This window comes from Pseudomonas sp. NFR09, assembly GCF_900111535.1.
Lineage (GTDB): Bacteria > Pseudomonadota > Gammaproteobacteria > Pseudomonadales > Pseudomonadaceae > Aquipseudomonas > Aquipseudomonas extremorientalis.
This window is the reverse complement of sequence record NZ_FOIH01000012.1, coordinates 225,049-240,828: the sequence shown is the minus strand read 5'-3', so window position 1 is coordinate 240,828 and position 15,780 is coordinate 225,049. Positions and strand designations below refer to the sequence as shown.

The following is a 15,780-nucleotide window of genomic DNA, read 5'->3' as shown; positions in this document are numbered from 1 at the left end:
GACATCGTCGCCGGCAACCGCCTGATGATCCAGGGCGACCACCACTACGACTACGACGCCTTCGGCAACCTGATTCGCGAACGACGCGGCAAAGGTCACGCACTCGTCACCGAATATCGCTACGACTGCCAGCATCGTCTGATCGGTATTAAAACGCCCAACGGCCAGACCGCCAGCTACCGCTACGACCCCTTCGGTCGCCGCATCAGCAAAACCGTCGACGGCATCACCACCGAGTTCTTCTGGCAAAGCGACAAACTGATTGCCGAACACCACAAGGGCCGTCACCGCAGCTACCTGTACGAACCGGACAGCTTCCGTCCGTTAGCCTTGCTGGAAGGCTTCGGCCCCAAGGAAACCAAGGCCTACCACTACCAACTCGACCACCTTGGCACGCCGCAGGAACTCACTGCCCAAGACGGCGAAATCGTCTGGTCGGCGCATTACCGTGCCTACGGGGAAATCACCCGCCTCGACATCGGAAAAGTCGACAACCCGCTGCGCTTCCAGGGTCAGTATTTCGATCAGGAAAGCGGGCTGCACTACAACCGCCATCGCTACTACAATCCGGATGCTGGTCGGTATCTGACGCCGGACCCGGTGAAGCTGGCGGGTGGGATCAATGCTTACCAGTACGTGCCCAATCCTACGGGATGGGTGGATCCTTTAGGACTGAGTGCCTGTCCAGGTGGAGATAAGTGCAAACCAACCACCGAAGTTAAAGAACCAGAAACTAAAGCAAATACCAATGAGGGCGAACCATTCAGCCCCTCGACCTCAAATACCCCACCTAAAATGGGATACCACAAAGAAACCTATGCAAATAAACCAATTAAACCGGAAGAAACCGTCCGGAAGTGGGATGAGTTTCTAGGGCCAGGTCCTCACACGAACATCAATCCACGCACTGGAAAACCCGATCGCGACAGGATTGTTTCCGGTGATGCAAAAAGAAGTATTCGTTATGGCTCTCACGAAATGAGCAGCAAACCAAGCAAGCATCACTACCATGAGGAGACATGGACACTTGAGCTTAAAACCAGCACCATAAATGTAGACAACACCGTTGTTAGAGTCCCACTACCGAAGAAGTGAAATGAAGATAAAAATTATCGAGGCGATGCCTGACGCGGAAACTTTGCTTGTGAGTTTCCACTCACCTGCGGGTAGCGGCACAGCTTTATGGGTGGGCATCGCGCCAAATTTAGGCGATGAGGTGGATGTCGAGTTCGACCTGGATGAAATTTTCTCTTGGGGGAAAAACATTACCCCCTCCTCCAGTAAAGTTCCGAAAATATCCCATACAAACGGCGTCACTCAAATAACAGCTGAGCTGATTCACGCCTCGGACAAAGATTGTGCAGCACTAAAGCTTGGCGGCTCAGTACTCCTGATTGAGCTAGACGGCCCCGTCACTCAAAAATCAGGCTATGTTGACGTGAGAGCAACCAGAGTCCTGTTGTATCCAACAAACATTTAATACCTTCTACCTCAGAGCCAAGAATGGGCAATATTTACATCGAGATGCCTGCAAACTCATCAACCATAAGAAAAGTAATCGACCTAAACATCTTTGCGGTCAAAAGCCGAACAGGCCTCTTTTTTTTATTCTAGCTGATTAGAACCCATCCATTAATCCCTCACCCCCACGCCACCACCAACAACCCCACCCCCAACACCAGACACAACGGCGAATAAAAATACGTATCCCACCTCGCAAACCTCGACCCACCGACCTTCTTGAAGAACCCCACCAACTCCGAATCCCCAATTGCACGGGCAAACATCAGTACGGCAATCGCGCTGATGCCCCACTGCAACGCCCCATGGGATACCGCCGAGAAGTACAACCCGGCGCGCAGGCACACGAGCAGTGCAATGGCCACCAACCCCATCGCGACCAGGAACGTGCCCAGTGCCGAGGGCTTGAATGCAGGTCTGGGTCCGTTGGCAAATTCGCCGGGCAGTTGGGGAATGGCGGCCTGGAAGCCGAGTTTGCCGCCGGCGGCCCAGTACAGGTGGACCATGCTGATGCAGGTAAAAACGCCGACAATCCATCGTGCGACAACGAAGCTCATGGCTGGCTCTCCCTGAAAAGGTGCGAAACAGGATAGTCGCCCTGAGATTTTTTGCAGGCATTTCGTCGGCGGCTGATGGTAAAGTGCCGCCCCATGAAACTTGCCCGTGCCGACCGCTCGCTCATTGCCTGGATGCTCTACTGCTGCGTCCTGTTCAATGTGTTCGCCTGCAGTATCGGGCATGGGCAGATGGTCGGGATGCAGCTCAATGGCATCGGCGGTCAGTTTTGTACGGTGGACCCACGTACCCAGGCGCCCAAGCCGTCCAATTCCACTGAAGAGAATTTGCCGACGCTGTCCAAGGCGTTTGGCTGCCCGCTGTGTTCCACCGGCGGCATGGGCCCGGCGCTGAGTTCCAGCCTGAACGTGGCGGTGTTGCCACAGCCCCATGCTCCACCGCCGGCCATCGTCCTGGCTGCCGATATCCCTGCCCGCTTCACCTGGCCTGCGGCCAATCCGCGCGCGCCGCCTGCCTTCGCCTGATACCTTCGCTTTCCGATCTGCACTGAGTACCGTTTCCGCAAGGAAGTACGGGCGGCTGTGCATTGTTTTCAAGCCAAGTTTTTCAGGATTCAACCATGAAACATCTACCCCTGTTGGCAGGCCTGTTCGGCTGCCTGCCTGTCTGCGCCTGGGCCCTTGAGTTGGCCCCGACCACCATCGATGGCGAGCAAGCCGCCGAACCCGGCCTGGCCCTGGATCAATCCAGCGGCGTGGCGTCGCGGTTGGGCTTGAGCGTGCGGGAAACCCCGGCGTCGGTGGCCATCGCCAATCGCAGTGACATCGAGCGCCATGGCGCCAAGACCTTCCGCGATGCCGCCAACACCTTGCCCGGCGTCAACGCCAGCGCCCCGCCGGGGTTTGGCGGGTTTGTTTCCTATCGCGGCTTTACCAGCAGCCAGATCACCCAGATGTTCAACGGTATCAATGTCGCCACCGGCCTGGCCCGCCCCGTGGATGCGTGGATCTATGACCGGGTGGAACTGGTGGGCGGCCCCTCCTCGCTGATCAACGGCGCAGGCTCCGTGGGCGGCTCGCTCAACTACGTGACCAAGTTGGCCACCCGTGAGGAACAGGCCGCCGAAGGCCAGCTCACCTATGGCAGCTACAACACCGCCGGCATGGCCTTCGGCGTCAATCATGCCCTGACCGAACCTGGCGCCGAGGTGCAGCATTACGCACGCCTGGATGTGAGCCGCAACACCAACCACAGCTATATCGACCGCGATCAGCGCGACGCGTGGAGCCTGGCGTTTTCCCTGCTCAGTGACCTCACGCCCGACCTGTCCCACACCCTGGCGCTGGAATACCAGGATGAGCACGAAGACAGCCCCTACTGGGGCACACCGGTGCTCAACCCCAAGGCAGGCGAGTTGAAGATCGACAGACACAACCGCTTCAACAACTACAACGTCGCCGACGGGCGCTACGAACAACGCACGATCTGGGCGCGCTCGATCATCGACTACCGGCTCAACGACAGCACCACGCTGAAAAACACCCTTTACCATTTGGACAGCCAACGCGATTACCGCAACCTGGAAACCTATCAGTACAACGCGAACAACACGGCGGTAAACCGCTCGACGGCCTATCAGGTACGTCATCAGGGCGAACAAAACGGCAACCAGTTCGAACTGCGCCACGACGATAGCCTCTTCGGCCTGTCGACTACCTGGTCCGGCGGCTTCGAGTACAAAGTCAACAGCACCACCAACACTCCGTGGAATGTGCCAGGCAACAGCACGGTAGACCCGAACAACTTCGACCCCGGACACTTCTTTGACCTCCCGCGGACCCGGGAACGCTTCGGCAAGGACAAGACCAACGAAGTCACCACCAAGGCACTGTTCGTGGAAAATCGCCTGGGCCTTACCGACACATTGTCGCTGCTGACTGGCCTGCGTTATGACGCCATCGACCTGGATGTGACCAACCACCGTGCGATAACCGCCACCAACCCCCGCCACTTCAAAGGCAACTGGGAACCGGTGACCGGCCGTGTAGGCCTGACCTATCAGTTCATCCCAACGGCTAATGTGTATGTGCAATACAGCACCGCCGCCGAGCAACCGAACACCACCACGCAAGTATTTGATGTCTCGACGGGCAAGCAGTGGGAAGTGGGCAGCAAATTCGACTACCTGGACGGGCGCGGCTCGGCCACCGTTGCCGCATACAAGATCGAGCGCAAGGACTTTGCCGTCACCGACCCGCAGGACCCCACCAACAGCATTCCGGTCGGTGCGCAGTCATCCAAGGGGATCGAACTGGCCAGCTCGCTGCGCATCACGCCAAGGCTGCTGGCGGAAGGCAACTTCGCCTGGGTGGATGCCGAGTACGATGACTTCAACGAGAAAATCGCCAGTGGCGCCGTGGTGTCGCGCAAGGGCAACACGCCAACCAACGTGCCCAAGCGCGTGGGGAATCTGTGGCTGACCTATGATTTTGCCGAGGACTGGCAAGGGGGTGTGGACGCGCGATATGTAGCCCAGGTGTATGCAGACAACGCCAACACCCAGACAGTGCCGGCCTACACCCTGTTCGGAACGTTCCTGCGCTATAAGGTGGATTCGCACACCTCGGTGACGGGCCGGGTGCGCAACTTGACGAATGAGGTGTATGCCGAGTTTGCCCATGTGTCGCCGGCGTATTACTTGGGCTCACCACGAACCTTTGAGTTGGCGGTGCAGACCCGGTTCTGATCCTGGAATGCAACTAAATGTGGGAGGGAGCTTGCTCCCGATAGTGTTGGAGCAGTCAACCATGCGGTGACTGACTCGCTGCAATCGGTAACAACCCCCTCCCACACTTGCTTCACATTGAACTTAAAGATCCGTGGTTATTTCAGGCTCACCTCAACCTTCTGCGCCACATCCTCAGTCAACCAGGCCTTCCACACCTCGGGATGCTCCTTGAGAAACGCCTGGGCCACCTCACGTGGCGCCGTGTGGTTCTCACTCATGCTCGCTAATGCCTTGTTCAACGGCTCTATCGGAAACTCGACCTTCTCGAAAAACTGCGCAATCTGCGGATGCTCTTTCTGGAACGGCGTCGAGACCCCGATACTCAACTTCGACGCCAACGACCGGGTCGGCTTCGGATCAGGGTTATCCGCATCCGTCAGGGTTTTCCACGCCTCGGCATCAAACGGCGGCTCTTCCAGCTGGATCAACTTGTAACGCCCCATCAGCGGCGTCGGCGACCAGTAATAGAACAGCACCGGCTTGCCGCGCCGGATCGATGAAGCGATCTCCGCGTCCAGTGCCGCGCCCGAGCCACTGCGGAAGTTCACGTAGCTGTCGTCCAGGTCGTAGGCCTTGAGCTTCTGTTTGTTGACCACTTCCGAGGTCCAGCCGATGGGGCTGTTGAGAAAGCGCCCCTTGCCGGGGGATTCGGGGTCCTTGAACACATCCTTGTAGCGTGCCAGGTCCTTCACGCTCTTGAGGTCCGGCGCCAGGGGCTTGATACCTTTGGCGGGGTCGCCCTTGACTACGTATTCCGGCACCCACCAGCCTTCGGTCGCACCCTTGACCGTGTCACCCAGGCCCACCACTTTGCCTTCGGCCTCGGCCTTGACCCACACCGGGCTGCGGCCGGCCCACTCTTCGGCGATCACCTGGATGTCGTTCTTTGCCAGGGCGGTTTCCAGTGTGATGGTGGTGCCGGGCAAGGTATCGGTGGGCAGGTCGTAGCCCTTCTCGACAATCACCCGCAGCACTTCGGTGATCAGGCTGCCGCTTTCCCAGTTCAGGTCGGCAAAATGTACCGGCGCCTCGGCGGCGCTTACCGGCAACGTGGCCACTGACAGCCCCAGGGTCGTCAGGGACGCAGCCAACAGCGTTTTCAATCCTTTCATGCCTTCGCACCTCGCGATATCGCAGCCAATGGCGGACGGCTTTGCTGCGTATGCGCGAAGCCTCTGAATAGTTAAGTCAACTCAACTGTAGTAGAGGTTCCGGGAGATAACGGGTGTTCGCGTTTTTTTGCTGATTATTCACTGGCCTTGAAGGTGACCAGTTCGCCTTTGCGCCATTTGGCGGCCTTGCCGGTCACAGCCTTCAGGGTTTTGGTCAGGCCTTCCTGCAATTGCTCGTTGGCGGCGAACACCAGCATCACGCTGTGGCCTTCCTTGAACACGATGCCCTGGCCTTCGGCCGACGACACAAAGGCGTAGTCGCCCAGGCCATACACCGTCAACTTGATGTCGCGGAACTTCAATTCGAACTTGCCGCCCTCACGACTGGGCAATACCGCTGCACGAAAATGGTCGCCGACCTTGAGCTCAAGGCGTGGTTTGTCATCCACCACCATCGCCGCCTCGGTATCGATTTCGGCGATGTAAATGCCCTCCGGCGTCTGCTCGGTGATGTAGACAAAACGGGACTGGAACTGTTTGACCAACTTTGCGCGCAAATCACCCAGCACGAACAACGCGTGCATATCCAGATTACTGACTGCCAAGGAAACGCCCCCACATGGAAAAGAGCGCTGTCCGCCAGAGCGGGCAGCACAAAAAACGGCCATCACGGCACGATCACACAACTCATTCTTTGAAAAACTGAAGAAAATCCTGCTGTCGAGCCGAAAGACTAGTACAGACATGCGCGATGGGCCTTGTGCAAGGTCATCAGGCGCCACAGGAGATCACAGGTTCAACGGCCCGAGAATACGGGTCGACCAACTTCAGAGAATAACCCAATTAAAAATGCAGTTTTCCGACATGCATACACAAATAAACACGTTGTCATGGAACCGGACGCTGACTGCTGACGACAATACTAAAACAGCAGCATGGATCAAGACCACTCAAAACGCTGCAATCCAGTCATCCCGCAAGATCGAAAAGGAGCAGGCCATGCAACGATCACCCTACAGCGCTATGTCTTCGCAAACCCGTTCATCCTGTCAGGACGAGGCCCAATACTACCGCTTGAACAGCTTCGAGGGGTACCCGGATTCGGTTCTTTACCAAGTTGTACCTGCCGGCCGGAACTTCTTCCACGTGCGCGAAGTGCTCAGTGGCCGCATCAAAGGCTTCCGCAGCGACCATGTCAAGGCCTGCGAACTGGCCAAAAAACTCGAAGCCGTGTTGCACGCCCAACATGGAGCTATCGTTTCGTCCGCCCGGTAACTTTACCGCGCCGCCGACCCGCAACAACTGCCATACTGGCCCGTCCACTGAAGTTTGCGCCCCACGGGCCAGGTTTCTCCAGTGCAGTTATCTCCAAGGGAAGGCTCTACGTGACGGAATTTGATATCGGCGAATTTTTCATCCATGGCGACGCAAGGGAAGTAGACGGTGAGTTTCAAGCAGTGATCGTGATGCGGGCCAAGCCACCGCTGACCACTGTCTCCACGCACCAAGTGGAAAAAGACCGCTGGTTCAAAACCGTCGACGCAGCCGCCGCCGCTGCAAAAGAGGCCGCCAGGGCGTTAAAGACTGCCGTGGATGCCGGGGCCCTTAATTCCTGAACATTCGATAGAACTCCGCCGCGCTACAACCCTCCCATGCATAACGCCCCCCTGCATGGAGAACGAAATGGACGCGCCAATCCCCACCCTTGAAACCCTGTTTGAACAATTGGGCCTGGATTCAACCCCGGACGCCATCGATGCATTTATCGTCGCCCATCCGTTGCCTGAAGACGTGAAACTGATCGATGCGCCATTCTGGTCTGCACAACAAGCCAGCTTTCTCAAGGAAGAACTGCGTGACGACGCCGAATGGGCTATCGCGGTGGATGAGCTGAACCAGCGCCTGCATCAATCGCAATAAACAGCCCTCAATGCAGGCTGTCTGACTGCTCCAGGCGCATCAGAGCCTGCCAGGCAGCCCTGCACTCCTCTGCCTCATCGCGACTGGCGAACGCCGTGCCGCGCTGCTCACCGTTGAGCAATACCACCCAACAGGCCTTTTGACCCAATGCCCGCAAGGCATGCGGTACACCACTGCCAATCATCACGGCGACATCGACTTTGTTTTGCATGGCGCTTCTCCGCAGCATTAGTTAGCTGGCTAACAATGTTGCCCATGCTACGGTTTTACGTCCGCTTGAAAAAGCTATTCCCGGAATAGCTCCCTTGCATAAACGGCAATAATCCTAACGTCAGCCTTTCGCGGCCTCGGGCTTGTAACCCAGGCGCAAACCGCCCCAGTGCCGGCCCTTGACCATGATCGGCACCGACAGATCGTGCATCAGCTCACCCGTGTCGCGGGTATAGGTTTGCAACAACACCGCCTGCTGATGGCTGCCGCAGCGGATTCCGGTACGGTCTTCAAACTTGCGTTTGGTGCGGTTCTGCACGGCGTCCACCTGCGCATCGCCGGTCAGCGCCTGGGAAAAAGCCTTGTTGTGGGTCGGCACATAGCCCTGGGGCGTGCAGGCAATGGCGAACACTAACCCTTCATGACGCGGCAACAGCGCCTCCTGGATCGCTGGCAATACCTGGTCGGTGTAGCCGTCGAAGCGGGTGTGGTACTTGATTGGGCTGGTATTGGCGATCGGCGTATAGCTGCGGTCGAACAGGTCGTCCAGGCTGATGCGGTTCTGTTGCACATCGGCTTCGAATTGCGCGGCAATCCGACTGGCGCCTTCGCGGGCCAGGTCATAGATGCGCTGGTGATAGTCATCCAGCCCGACTTCCGCCAGGCGCTCGCTGATGGTTTCGGCCTGGCCTTCCATTTGTACGGCAGCATCCGCCAGCTGGCGGGTTTGCTGATCGCTGACGGCCAGGTCGCTGCGCATCTGCTCAACGGCATGGAACAGGCTGTCGAGCTGGGTGCGGTTGGTGTCGGTACCCTGGGCGATTTCATTGACCTGGCCTTCCACATCCGCCGCCAGGCTGGCGATATTTTGCAGTTGCTCGCCAGCGTGCTCTACCTGCTCGACACCGGTGTGCAGGTCCGCCGAGAGCTGGCGAATCTGCTCTACCACCTGAGTAGTGCGTTGCTGGATGTCGGCCACCATCACACCGACTTCATCGGTGGCCGTGGCAGTACGCCCGGCCAACCCACGCACTTCATCCGCCACCACGGCAAACCCGCGACCATGCTCACCGGCCCGCGCCGCTTCAATCGCCGCGTTCAGTGCCAGCAGGTTGGTCTGGCTGGCGATGGACTGGATCACCAGGGTCACCCGCTGGATTTCCTCGCTGCGCTGGCTCAAGGCCTCAATCAACTCACGGCTGGCATTGGCCCGCTGGCTGAGCTGGTGCATGCGGTTGATCGACTGGGCCAGCACTTCACGGCCTTCGGTGCTGCGCTGATGGGCCTGGCTCGCAGCCCCCAACGCCTCACGGCTGAGCTGGGAGGTGACTTTTTCGGTGCCGATCATCACCTCGGCACTGCTGACGATCTGCCTGGCCGCGCTCAACTGCGACTGCAGGCGCGCCGCCAGTTGCTTGACCGAATAGGCCACGCCGGCGGCGGAAAGTGCGTTGTGGCTGGTGGTATACGACAGATCACGAGTCAACTCGCCAATGGCATCGGCGGCGTCGAAAGCTGCAATCACTGGTGTGCGATTTTTCAGGCGAGGCAGCCAGATCACCAATAGGACCAGTGGCAGGCAAAGGTAGAGCGGCAAGCTGGCGAACGCTAGGCCCAGCAGTACCAGCACCAGAGCGGTGCTCTGCAACAACGGCGTGAGCCAGCCGGGCAGCCCGCGCGCCACCGGTTGCGGTGACACGGCTGCACCCATCAGAGGTCCGTCTCCAGCCATCTTCGTTACCCCACTGCTTGTCATTATTGTCACTGCATTAAACGCCACTATCGGGCCATTATCCATGGGCCTTTAGTGGGGTAGCTTGCAGCAGATCAATAGACAGGGTGTAACGGATCTTGCCCTGGGGAACCGCGTGGCGGCCCCCCAGCTTCAACGCATCAGGCTTGGCGCTGGTGCTTGTCGATCTGCTCGTGGCGCTCTTGCGCTTCGATGCAGTACTTGGTGGTGGGGCTGATCAGCAGGCGCTTGAGGCCGATAGGCTCGCCGCTGTCGTCACACCAGCCAAAGGAATCTTCCTTGATGCGCTCCAACGCGCGCTCAAGCTGCGGCAGCATGCGCTGGTCGCGGTCGATGGCGTTGACCAGCCAGGTACGCTCTTCTTCAACGGAAGCGGCGTCGGCCGGGTCGGCCGGGGTGTCCAGGCTTTCAATGGCGATACGGTTCTGTTCAATGCGCTCGTGGTGTTCCACTTTCATGTCTTGCAGCAACTTCTCGAAAAAAGCGTGCTGTTCGGCATTCATGTAGTCATCCGCCGGCATGGCCAGCAACTTTTCCTTTGTCATTGATTTCTCTATAAAAAATACGTGCATTAAGGCGAATAAGGGAGCGTTCCGGAAGGCCTCTGCAGGTCTCGGAAAGGCGCCGTCCATTTCAAGCGCCACCCGGCACTCAATTTACGAGGGGCGGCAGTCTAAGGCCGACTTGAGGGCGCAGCAACTGAAATGACAGGCATTTTTTCCCGGATAACCCCAAAAGGCACCAGGACGGGCTTGGCGAATGGTTATCGGAGTGCGTTTATAGCAGGAAAGTTCGTGAAGCAGCTATAAGCCGCAAGCGGCAAGCGACAAGCTGCAAACATCAGCATGCTTGCAGCTTGAGGCTTGCCGCTGCGCCTCAGCGCTTGAGCTTGCGCTTGTTGCGGTATTGGTCGATGACCACAGCCACCACAATGATCAGCCCCTTGATGATGTCCTGGATATACGCATCCACCCCGACAAAGGTAAACCCGCTGGCCATCACCCCGAGGATCAGCGCGCCGATCACCGTGCCGGTAATGCGCCCTACCCCGCCCGCCAGGCTGGTACCGCCAATGACCGCTGCGGCAATCGCATCCAGTTCATAGGACATGCCCATGCCCGCCTGCCCGGTCGCAGCGCGTGCCGAAGCCACCACCCCGGCCAGACCTGCCAGCAGACCGGCGATGCTGTACACGATGATCAGGTGGCGCTTGACGTTGATCCCAGAGGTGCGCGCCGCCTGCATGTTGCCGCCGATGGCGTAGGTGTACTTGCCGTACTTGGTGTAGCGCAGGGCGATGTGGAAGATCACCGCCACCACCAGGAAGATGATCACCGGCATCGCGCCGTGGCCAATGGCCGTGTACGAGTCCGAGAGCATGCTCACCGGCTGGCCTTCGGTGTAGTAACGCGCCAGGCCACGGGCCGAGACCATCATGCCCAGGGTGGCAATGAACGGCGGAATGCCGGTGACAGCAATGATGCTGCCGTTGATCGCCCCCGCCAACAGTCCTACGCCCAGCCCCATGGCCACTGGAATCCATACCGGCAAGTCGGTCAGGCTGGGGAACACCGCCCGGGAAAAATCGGACGTCTGCGCCAAACTGGCAGCAATCATCGCCGAAAGTGCCAGCACCGAGCCCGAAGACAGATCGATCCCCGTCGTGATGATCACCTGTGTCACGCCAATTGCCAGCAGGCCGATGATCGACACTTGCAGGATCATCAGCACCAGGCGCTGGGAGTTCATCAGGAAGCTCTGGTCGCGCACGATCCAGCCGAACAATTCAAACACCAGGCCAATGCCGATCAGCACCAGGAAGATGCTCAGCTCGGTGGGCATGCGTCGACGACTTTTGGTTGGCACCGTCGCAGGTTTGTTATCCGTTATTGCGTTCATAGCCCATCACCTTTTTATTCTGTACGTCAGTGGACTGCGGTCATCCCGGAGGCCAACTGCATGACTTTTTCCTGGGTCGCATCGCTGCGGTTCAGGGTGCCCATCAATTCGCCCTCGTGCATCACCATGACCCGGTCGCTCATGCCCAGCACTTCGGGCAACTCGGAAGAAATCATGATCACCGCCATGCCTTCGCTGGCGAGGAACGAGATCAGCCGGTAGATCTCGGCCTTGGCGCCCACGTCGATGCCCCGTGTCGGTTCATCGAGGATCAGCAGGCGCGGGTTGGTCATCAGCCAGCGCGCGAGCAAGGCCTTCTGCTGGTTGCCGCCGGACAAGGTGTCGATGCACTGCTCAAGGGACGGGGTTTTCACCCGCAGCTTCTTGCACATGTCTTCGCACAGCGCCCGCAGGGCTTTCTGCTGGATAAAGCCGTTGCCGGTGTAGTGCGGCAGCACCGCCATTTCCATGTTTTCCAGCACCGACAGGCACGGGAACAGGCCACTGAGCTTGCGGTCCTCGGTCAACAGGGCAAAACCTTTCTCGATGGCCATGTGCGGGTCGGTAATGCGCACCGCCTTGCCATCCAGGATGATCTGGCCGCCGCTGCTGGGGGTGATGCCGAAAATGGTTTCGGCCACGTTGGTACGGCCCGAGCCCATCAACCCGGCGATGCCGAGGATCTCGCCGGCATGCAGATCGAAGGACACGTCCTTGAACACGCCGTCCAGGCTAAGGTCGCGTACCGACAGCAGCAGATCGCCGACGGGCGTCTCGCGCACCGGGAACAATTGGCTCAGCTCACGGCCGACCATCATCGAGATCAGGCTGTCGCTGTTCATGCTGTCGGCGCGCTGCAGGCCGATGTACTGGCCGTCGCGGAACACCGCCACTTCATCGGCGATGGCGAACACTTCGTTCATTTTGTGCGTGATGTAGACGATGCCTTTGCCCTGGGCCTTGAGGTCGGCAATGATCGAAAACAGATGGGCCACTTCCTTCTCGGTAATGGCCGAGGTCGGCTCATCCATGATCAGGATATCGGAGTCATAGGACACCGCCTTGGCAATCTCGACCATCTGCCGTTCGGCGATGCTCAGGTTGCCCACGTGTTCCTCGGGGTCCAGGTTGATGCGCAGGCGCGCCAGCAACTCGGCGGTGCAGCGATGCATTTCGCGGTGGTTGACCATGTGCAGGCTGTTGAGCTGCTCGCGGCCGATCCAGATGTTCTCGGCGATGCTCATGTGCGGCATCAGGTTGAGTTCCTGGTGGATCATCGCGATCCCGGCCTTCTGGGCCGCCAGGGGGGTTTCAAACACAATCGGCTTGCCGCGCAGGCGAATCTCGCCGGCATCGGGCTGGTAGATGCCAGCGATGATTTTCATCAGCGTCGACTTGCCCGCACCGTTCTCGCCCATCAGCGCCAGCACCGTGCCAGGGCGAACGCGCAACTGCACGTCGGCCAGGGCCACGACGCCGGGAAAGCCTTTGCTGATGTTGACGATTTCCAGCAGGTAGGGTTCGTCCAGCGGCAGCGGCTGGATACCGGGAGGCTGCGAGACAGCGGCTTGAGCGAGCATAGGGAGGTACTCCATCGGCAAGGCGGGCACGACCGCCCTGCCGGCTTATTGTTGTTATGTAGGGACTACTTGAAGTCTTTGACGTTGTCCGGGGTGATCAGCTGGAACGGGATCACCACGTTCTGCTCGATGGGCTCGTTCCGGGCCATCTTGCGCGCGGTCTCCACCGACTTGTCCGCCTGGCCCTTGGCATCCTGGAAGGCCGACACGGTCATGTCCCCCTTGGTGATCGCATTCAAGCCGTCCGGCGTGCCATCGACACCAGCGATCAACACGCCCTTCTTGCCCGCCGATTTCAGCGCCATGGACGCGCCAATGGCCATTTCATCGTTGTTGGCCAACACCGCGTTGAATTCACGGCCCTGGGTCAGCCAGTCGTTGACCAGGGTCATGCCCTTGTCACGCAACCAGATCCCGGTCTGTTCCTGTTCGATCTTGATGCCCGGGTATTGGGTCAGGACTTCCTTGACCCCCTTGGTGCGGTTAGTGGTGGAGTTGTTCGCCAGATCGCCCAGCAGGATCACGATATTGCCCTTGCCGCCGAGCTTTTCGGCGATGTACTGCATCTGCAGCTTGCCGGCCTCGACGTCGTCGGAGGTCACCGCCGCTACGCCCGGCGCCAGGGTCGGGCTGTCAGGACGGCGGTTGACGAACACCAGGGGGATTTTCGCCGCCGTGGCGGCCTTGATGATGTTGGCTGTCGAGGCGGTGTCCACCGGGTTGACGATGATCGCGTCGACTTTCTGGCTGATAAAGTTCTCGACCTGGCTCAACTGCTTGACCACGTCGGCACGGGCATCTTCGAACTGCAACTGCACGCCGTCACCCTTGGGGTAGGACTTGGCTTGCTTGTCCATGTCTTCGCGCAGGTAGGTGAGGAAGGTGTCATCGAAGGCGGACATGCTCACGCCTATCTTGAGATCGGCAGCCGCGGCAACACCGCTGGCGAGCAGCATGGACAAGGCCAGCGCGGTAAAACGGATCGGGGTCTTCATGAACGGTCTGTCTCCACTTTCTTGTTGGTTTTCTGGACGTTGCGTTTATCAGAGCTCGGCAGGCAGCCGGACGACCGGCGCGCCGGGAATGCAGCAGACCAGCGCGCCCTGGTTTTCGACGCACAGCACATTAAGGAAGGAGAAGTAGAACGGCCGAGCGCGGGGCAGTCCGCGTGGCGTGTGGGCAGGGCGTAAAACTCGCAGTACAGCGTTGAAGATTTTCATCTGACGGTACCTGGTTGTTTTTGATCTTGTTTTTGTTGAGTCGCCAGGATCGAGTCCGGACGTACTTTCTGCAACCTGGAAAAGACTTTATTGGAAAATAATTTCCATATCAACACTATTTAGAATTTTGTTCTATTTTTATCGAAATCTCCTACAGCAGAGCTGTCTCGATCACTTGTCGGCGCTCCGCGCTCAGGCGCGCGGCGTCCAACAGGCGAGTGGTTTCCAGCGCTTCATACGCATCCACCGGCAGCGGTCCCTGCCCTTGCACGGCCATTTGCAACTGGCGATAGAACTGCGTCCAGCAGCCTTTCTCCGACGGCACTCGCTCGCGTTCCGCGCCTTGCTCGAACCAGCCCCAGCGTCGGTGTTCCTCTGCCCCCCAATGCTCGCCTTCGGTTTTCGGTGACTTGCCGGCCATCAACGCTTCTTCCTGACCGTCCAGGCCGTCGACGGTGTAGCAACCGGCGGTGCCACTGACTCTGAAACGCGGGGCCTGGCAGTTCTGCAAGGCATTGCCCCACAAGTGCGAGATGACGCCGTTGGCATGGGTCAGGGAGACAAAAAAACCGTGGTCCACCGTGGGGTGTTCGGCGGTGTAGTGCAACTGGGCGAACACCCGATCCACCGGGCCGAACAGTTGCAGGGCCTGATCGACCAGGTGGCTGCCCAGGTCGCGCAGCCAGCCGCCACCGCTGGCGTTGCCCACGGCTTGCGGGCTGTAGCGTTCCACGCGGGATTCAAAGCGGGTGATTGTGCCCAGGGCGCCGGCGTCGATGAGCTTGCGCAGGGTCAGGTAGTCCGAGTCCCAGCGTCGGTTCTGGTAGACGCTGAGCAGCGAGCCCTGGCGTTCGGCGGCTGTGATCAATGCCTGGGCCTGTTCGGCGCTGGCGGCGAAGGGTTTGTCGCTGACCACGGTTACGCCGTGTTCGATGGCCTCGAGTACCAGCGCGGGGCGGCCCTTGAGGGTGGTGGAGATGACCAGGGCGTCGACGCCGGCTTCGACGATCTGGCCGATGGAGTCGAAGGCCTTGAGGCCTGGGTGGTCGGTTGCCAGTTGCTGGCGGCGTTCCGCAGACCTGGTGACCACGCCGACAAATGTGGCACCGGCCAATGTGGCAATCAGCGGCGCATGAAAGAAGCGCCCTCCATGGCCGTAGCCGACTAGTCCGATTCGCATACCTACACTCCTTGCTTGAAGTGAAAACCCGATTCAAATGTGGGAGGGGGCAAGCCCCCTCCCACATTTTTCACAGCATTT

18 protein-coding genes are annotated in these 15,780 nt (G+C 59.1%); 7 read left to right on the top strand and 11 right to left on the bottom strand.

All coding sequences use genetic code 11. The features are described from left to right. Both BMX59_RS25090 and BMX59_RS25085 read left to right on the top strand, forming a co-directional pair. The coding region (locus BMX59_RS25090; RefSeq protein ID WP_139212929.1) for an RHS repeat domain-containing protein at window positions 1–1,095 on the top strand (1,095 nt) is incomplete at its 5' end. Window position 1,096: 1 nt separating this feature from the next. Next, window positions 1,097–1,480, top strand: a complete 384-nt coding sequence (locus BMX59_RS25085; RefSeq protein ID WP_093127005.1) for a hypothetical protein — start codon at window positions 1,097–1,099, stop codon at window positions 1,478–1,480. A gap of 160 nt (window positions 1,481–1,640) precedes the next feature. On the opposite strand, the gene BMX59_RS25080 is transcribed toward BMX59_RS25085, so the two are convergent. Next, the gene (locus BMX59_RS25080; protein WP_058425721.1) at window positions 1,641–2,078 is read right to left on the bottom strand and encodes a DUF3995 domain-containing protein; all 438 of its coding nucleotides are present in this window, start codon (window positions 2,076–2,078) and stop codon (window positions 1,641–1,643) included. A gap of 93 nt (window positions 2,079–2,171) precedes the next feature. Between BMX59_RS25080 and BMX59_RS25075 the strand changes: the two genes are divergently transcribed. Continuing rightward, the gene (locus BMX59_RS25075) at window positions 2,172–2,561 is read left to right on the top strand and encodes a DUF2946 domain-containing protein (RefSeq protein ID WP_058425722.1); all 390 of its coding nucleotides are present in this window, start codon (window positions 2,172–2,174) and stop codon (window positions 2,559–2,561) included. 95 nt (window positions 2,562–2,656) lie between these two features. Beyond that, window positions 2,657–4,783 carry a TonB-dependent receptor gene (locus BMX59_RS25070; RefSeq protein ID WP_093127000.1) on the top strand — a complete coding sequence of 709 codons (2,127 nt, stop codon included), beginning with the start codon at window positions 2,657–2,659 and terminating at the stop codon, window positions 4,781–4,783. A 137-nt stretch (window positions 4,784–4,920) separates the two neighbouring features. Here the strand turns inward: BMX59_RS25070 and BMX59_RS25065 are convergent, their stop codons facing one another. Both BMX59_RS25065 and BMX59_RS25060 read right to left on the bottom strand, forming a co-directional pair. Further along, the gene (locus BMX59_RS25065) at window positions 4,921–5,937 is read right to left on the bottom strand and encodes an ABC transporter substrate-binding protein (RefSeq protein ID WP_093126996.1); all 1,017 of its coding nucleotides are present in this window, start codon (window positions 5,935–5,937) and stop codon (window positions 4,921–4,923) included. Between the two features lie 134 nt (window positions 5,938–6,071). Continuing rightward, on the bottom strand, window positions 6,072–6,521 hold the full coding sequence (locus BMX59_RS25060; protein WP_050554011.1) for a hypothetical protein: 450 nt from the start codon (window positions 6,519–6,521) through the stop codon (window positions 6,072–6,074). A gap of 265 nt (window positions 6,522–6,786) precedes the next feature. On the opposite strand from BMX59_RS25060, the gene BMX59_RS30895 reads away from it, so the two are divergent. The 3 genes from BMX59_RS30895 (at window position 6,787) to BMX59_RS25045 (ending at window position 7,857) form a co-directional block, all read left to right on the top strand. Next, window positions 6,787–7,212, top strand: coding sequence for a hypothetical protein (locus tag BMX59_RS30895; RefSeq protein WP_256572997.1), 426 nt, complete (start codon window positions 6,787–6,789; stop codon window positions 7,210–7,212). A 110-nt stretch (window positions 7,213–7,322) separates the two neighbouring features. Beyond that, entirely contained in the window at window positions 7,323–7,553 is a 231-nt protein-coding gene (locus BMX59_RS25050; RefSeq protein ID WP_071490050.1) for a hypothetical protein, read from the top strand. A 67-nt stretch (window positions 7,554–7,620) separates the two neighbouring features. Next, entirely contained in the window at window positions 7,621–7,857 is a 237-nt protein-coding gene (locus BMX59_RS25045; protein WP_092245554.1) for a DUF2789 domain-containing protein, read from the top strand. 7 nt (window positions 7,858–7,864) lie between these two features. Here the strand turns inward: BMX59_RS25045 and BMX59_RS25040 are convergent, their stop codons facing one another. The 8 genes from BMX59_RS25040 to BMX59_RS25010 form a co-directional block, all read right to left on the bottom strand. Beyond that, entirely contained in the window at window positions 7,865–8,068 is a 204-nt protein-coding gene (locus BMX59_RS25040) for a hypothetical protein (RefSeq protein WP_071490052.1), read from the bottom strand. 120 nt (window positions 8,069–8,188) lie between these two features. Next, window positions 8,189–9,415: a methyl-accepting chemotaxis protein gene (locus BMX59_RS25035; protein WP_371914391.1), complete on the bottom strand. Its 1,227-nt coding sequence runs from the start codon at window positions 9,413–9,415 to the stop codon at window positions 8,189–8,191. 545 nt (window positions 9,416–9,960) lie between these two features. Beyond that, entirely contained in the window at window positions 9,961–10,365 is a 405-nt protein-coding gene (locus tag BMX59_RS25030) for a TraR/DksA family transcriptional regulator (RefSeq protein ID WP_003191666.1), read from the bottom strand. A gap of 331 nt (window positions 10,366–10,696) precedes the next feature. After that, complete coding sequence (locus tag BMX59_RS25025) at window positions 10,697–11,719, bottom strand: ABC transporter permease (RefSeq protein WP_016975559.1); 1,023 nt, start codon at window positions 11,717–11,719, stop codon at window positions 10,697–10,699. Between the two features lie 26 nt (window positions 11,720–11,745). After that, window positions 11,746–13,299 (bottom strand): sugar ABC transporter ATP-binding protein, encoded by a 1,554-nt coding sequence (locus BMX59_RS25020; protein ID WP_093126986.1) that lies wholly within the window; start codon window positions 13,297–13,299, stop codon window positions 11,746–11,748. 65 nt (window positions 13,300–13,364) lie between these two features. Then, the gene (locus tag BMX59_RS25015; protein WP_071490055.1) at window positions 13,365–14,294 is read right to left on the bottom strand and encodes a sugar ABC transporter substrate-binding protein; all 930 of its coding nucleotides are present in this window, start codon (window positions 14,292–14,294) and stop codon (window positions 13,365–13,367) included. Window positions 14,295–14,342: 48 nt separating this feature from the next. Next, window positions 14,343–14,519: a hypothetical protein gene (locus BMX59_RS30565; protein WP_163033238.1), complete on the bottom strand. Its 177-nt coding sequence runs from the start codon at window positions 14,517–14,519 to the stop codon at window positions 14,343–14,345. Window positions 14,520–14,670: 151 nt separating this feature from the next. Beyond that, window positions 14,671–15,699 carry a Gfo/Idh/MocA family protein gene (locus BMX59_RS25010; RefSeq protein ID WP_093126982.1) on the bottom strand — a complete coding sequence of 343 codons (1,029 nt, stop codon included), beginning with the start codon at window positions 15,697–15,699 and terminating at the stop codon, window positions 14,671–14,673. Between the last annotated feature and the right edge of the window lie 81 nt (window positions 15,700–15,780).

Excerpts from the sequence above, each read along its gene's own strand:
- BMX59_RS25010 (WP_093126982.1), bottom strand. The coding sequence starts at position 15,699 with ATGCGAATCGGACTAGTCGGCTACGGCCATGGAGGGCGCTTCTTTCAT.
- BMX59_RS25015 (WP_071490055.1), bottom strand. The coding sequence starts at position 14,294 with ATGAAGACCCCGATCCGTTTTACCGCGCTGGCCTTGTCCATGCTGCTC.
- BMX59_RS25020 (WP_093126986.1), bottom strand. The coding sequence starts at position 13,299 with ATGCTCGCTCAAGCCGCTGTCTCGCAGCCTCCCGGTATCCAGCCGCTG.
- BMX59_RS25070 (WP_093127000.1), top strand. The coding sequence starts at position 2,657 with ATGAAACATCTACCCCTGTTGGCAGGCCTGTTCGGCTGCCTGCCTGTC.
- BMX59_RS30565 (WP_163033238.1), bottom strand. The coding sequence starts at position 14,519 with ATGAAAATCTTCAACGCTGTACTGCGAGTTTTACGCCCTGCCCACACG.
- BMX59_RS25030 (WP_003191666.1), bottom strand. The coding sequence starts at position 10,365 with ATGACAAAGGAAAAGTTGCTGGCCATGCCGGCGGATGACTACATGAAT.
- BMX59_RS25085 (WP_093127005.1), top strand. The coding sequence starts at position 1,097 with ATGAAGATAAAAATTATCGAGGCGATGCCTGACGCGGAAACTTTGCTT.
- BMX59_RS25060 (WP_050554011.1), bottom strand. The coding sequence starts at position 6,521 with ATGCACGCGTTGTTCGTGCTGGGTGATTTGCGCGCAAAGTTGGTCAAA.
- BMX59_RS25045 (WP_092245554.1), top strand. The coding sequence starts at position 7,621 with ATGGACGCGCCAATCCCCACCCTTGAAACCCTGTTTGAACAATTGGGC.
- BMX59_RS25040 (WP_071490052.1), bottom strand. The coding sequence starts at position 8,068 with ATGCAAAACAAAGTCGATGTCGCCGTGATGATTGGCAGTGGTGTACCG.
- BMX59_RS25035 (WP_371914391.1), bottom strand. The coding sequence starts at position 9,415 with ATGATCGGCACCGAAAAAGTCACCTCCCAGCTCAGCCGTGAGGCGTTG.
- BMX59_RS25065 (WP_093126996.1), bottom strand. The coding sequence starts at position 5,937 with ATGAAAGGATTGAAAACGCTGTTGGCTGCGTCCCTGACGACCCTGGGG.
- BMX59_RS30895 (WP_256572997.1), top strand. The coding sequence starts at position 6,787 with ATGCAGTTTTCCGACATGCATACACAAATAAACACGTTGTCATGGAAC.
- BMX59_RS25025 (WP_016975559.1), bottom strand. The coding sequence starts at position 11,719 with ATGAACGCAATAACGGATAACAAACCTGCGACGGTGCCAACCAAAAGT.
- BMX59_RS25080 (WP_058425721.1), bottom strand. The coding sequence starts at position 2,078 with ATGAGCTTCGTTGTCGCACGATGGATTGTCGGCGTTTTTACCTGCATC.
- BMX59_RS25075 (WP_058425722.1), top strand. The coding sequence starts at position 2,172 with ATGAAACTTGCCCGTGCCGACCGCTCGCTCATTGCCTGGATGCTCTAC.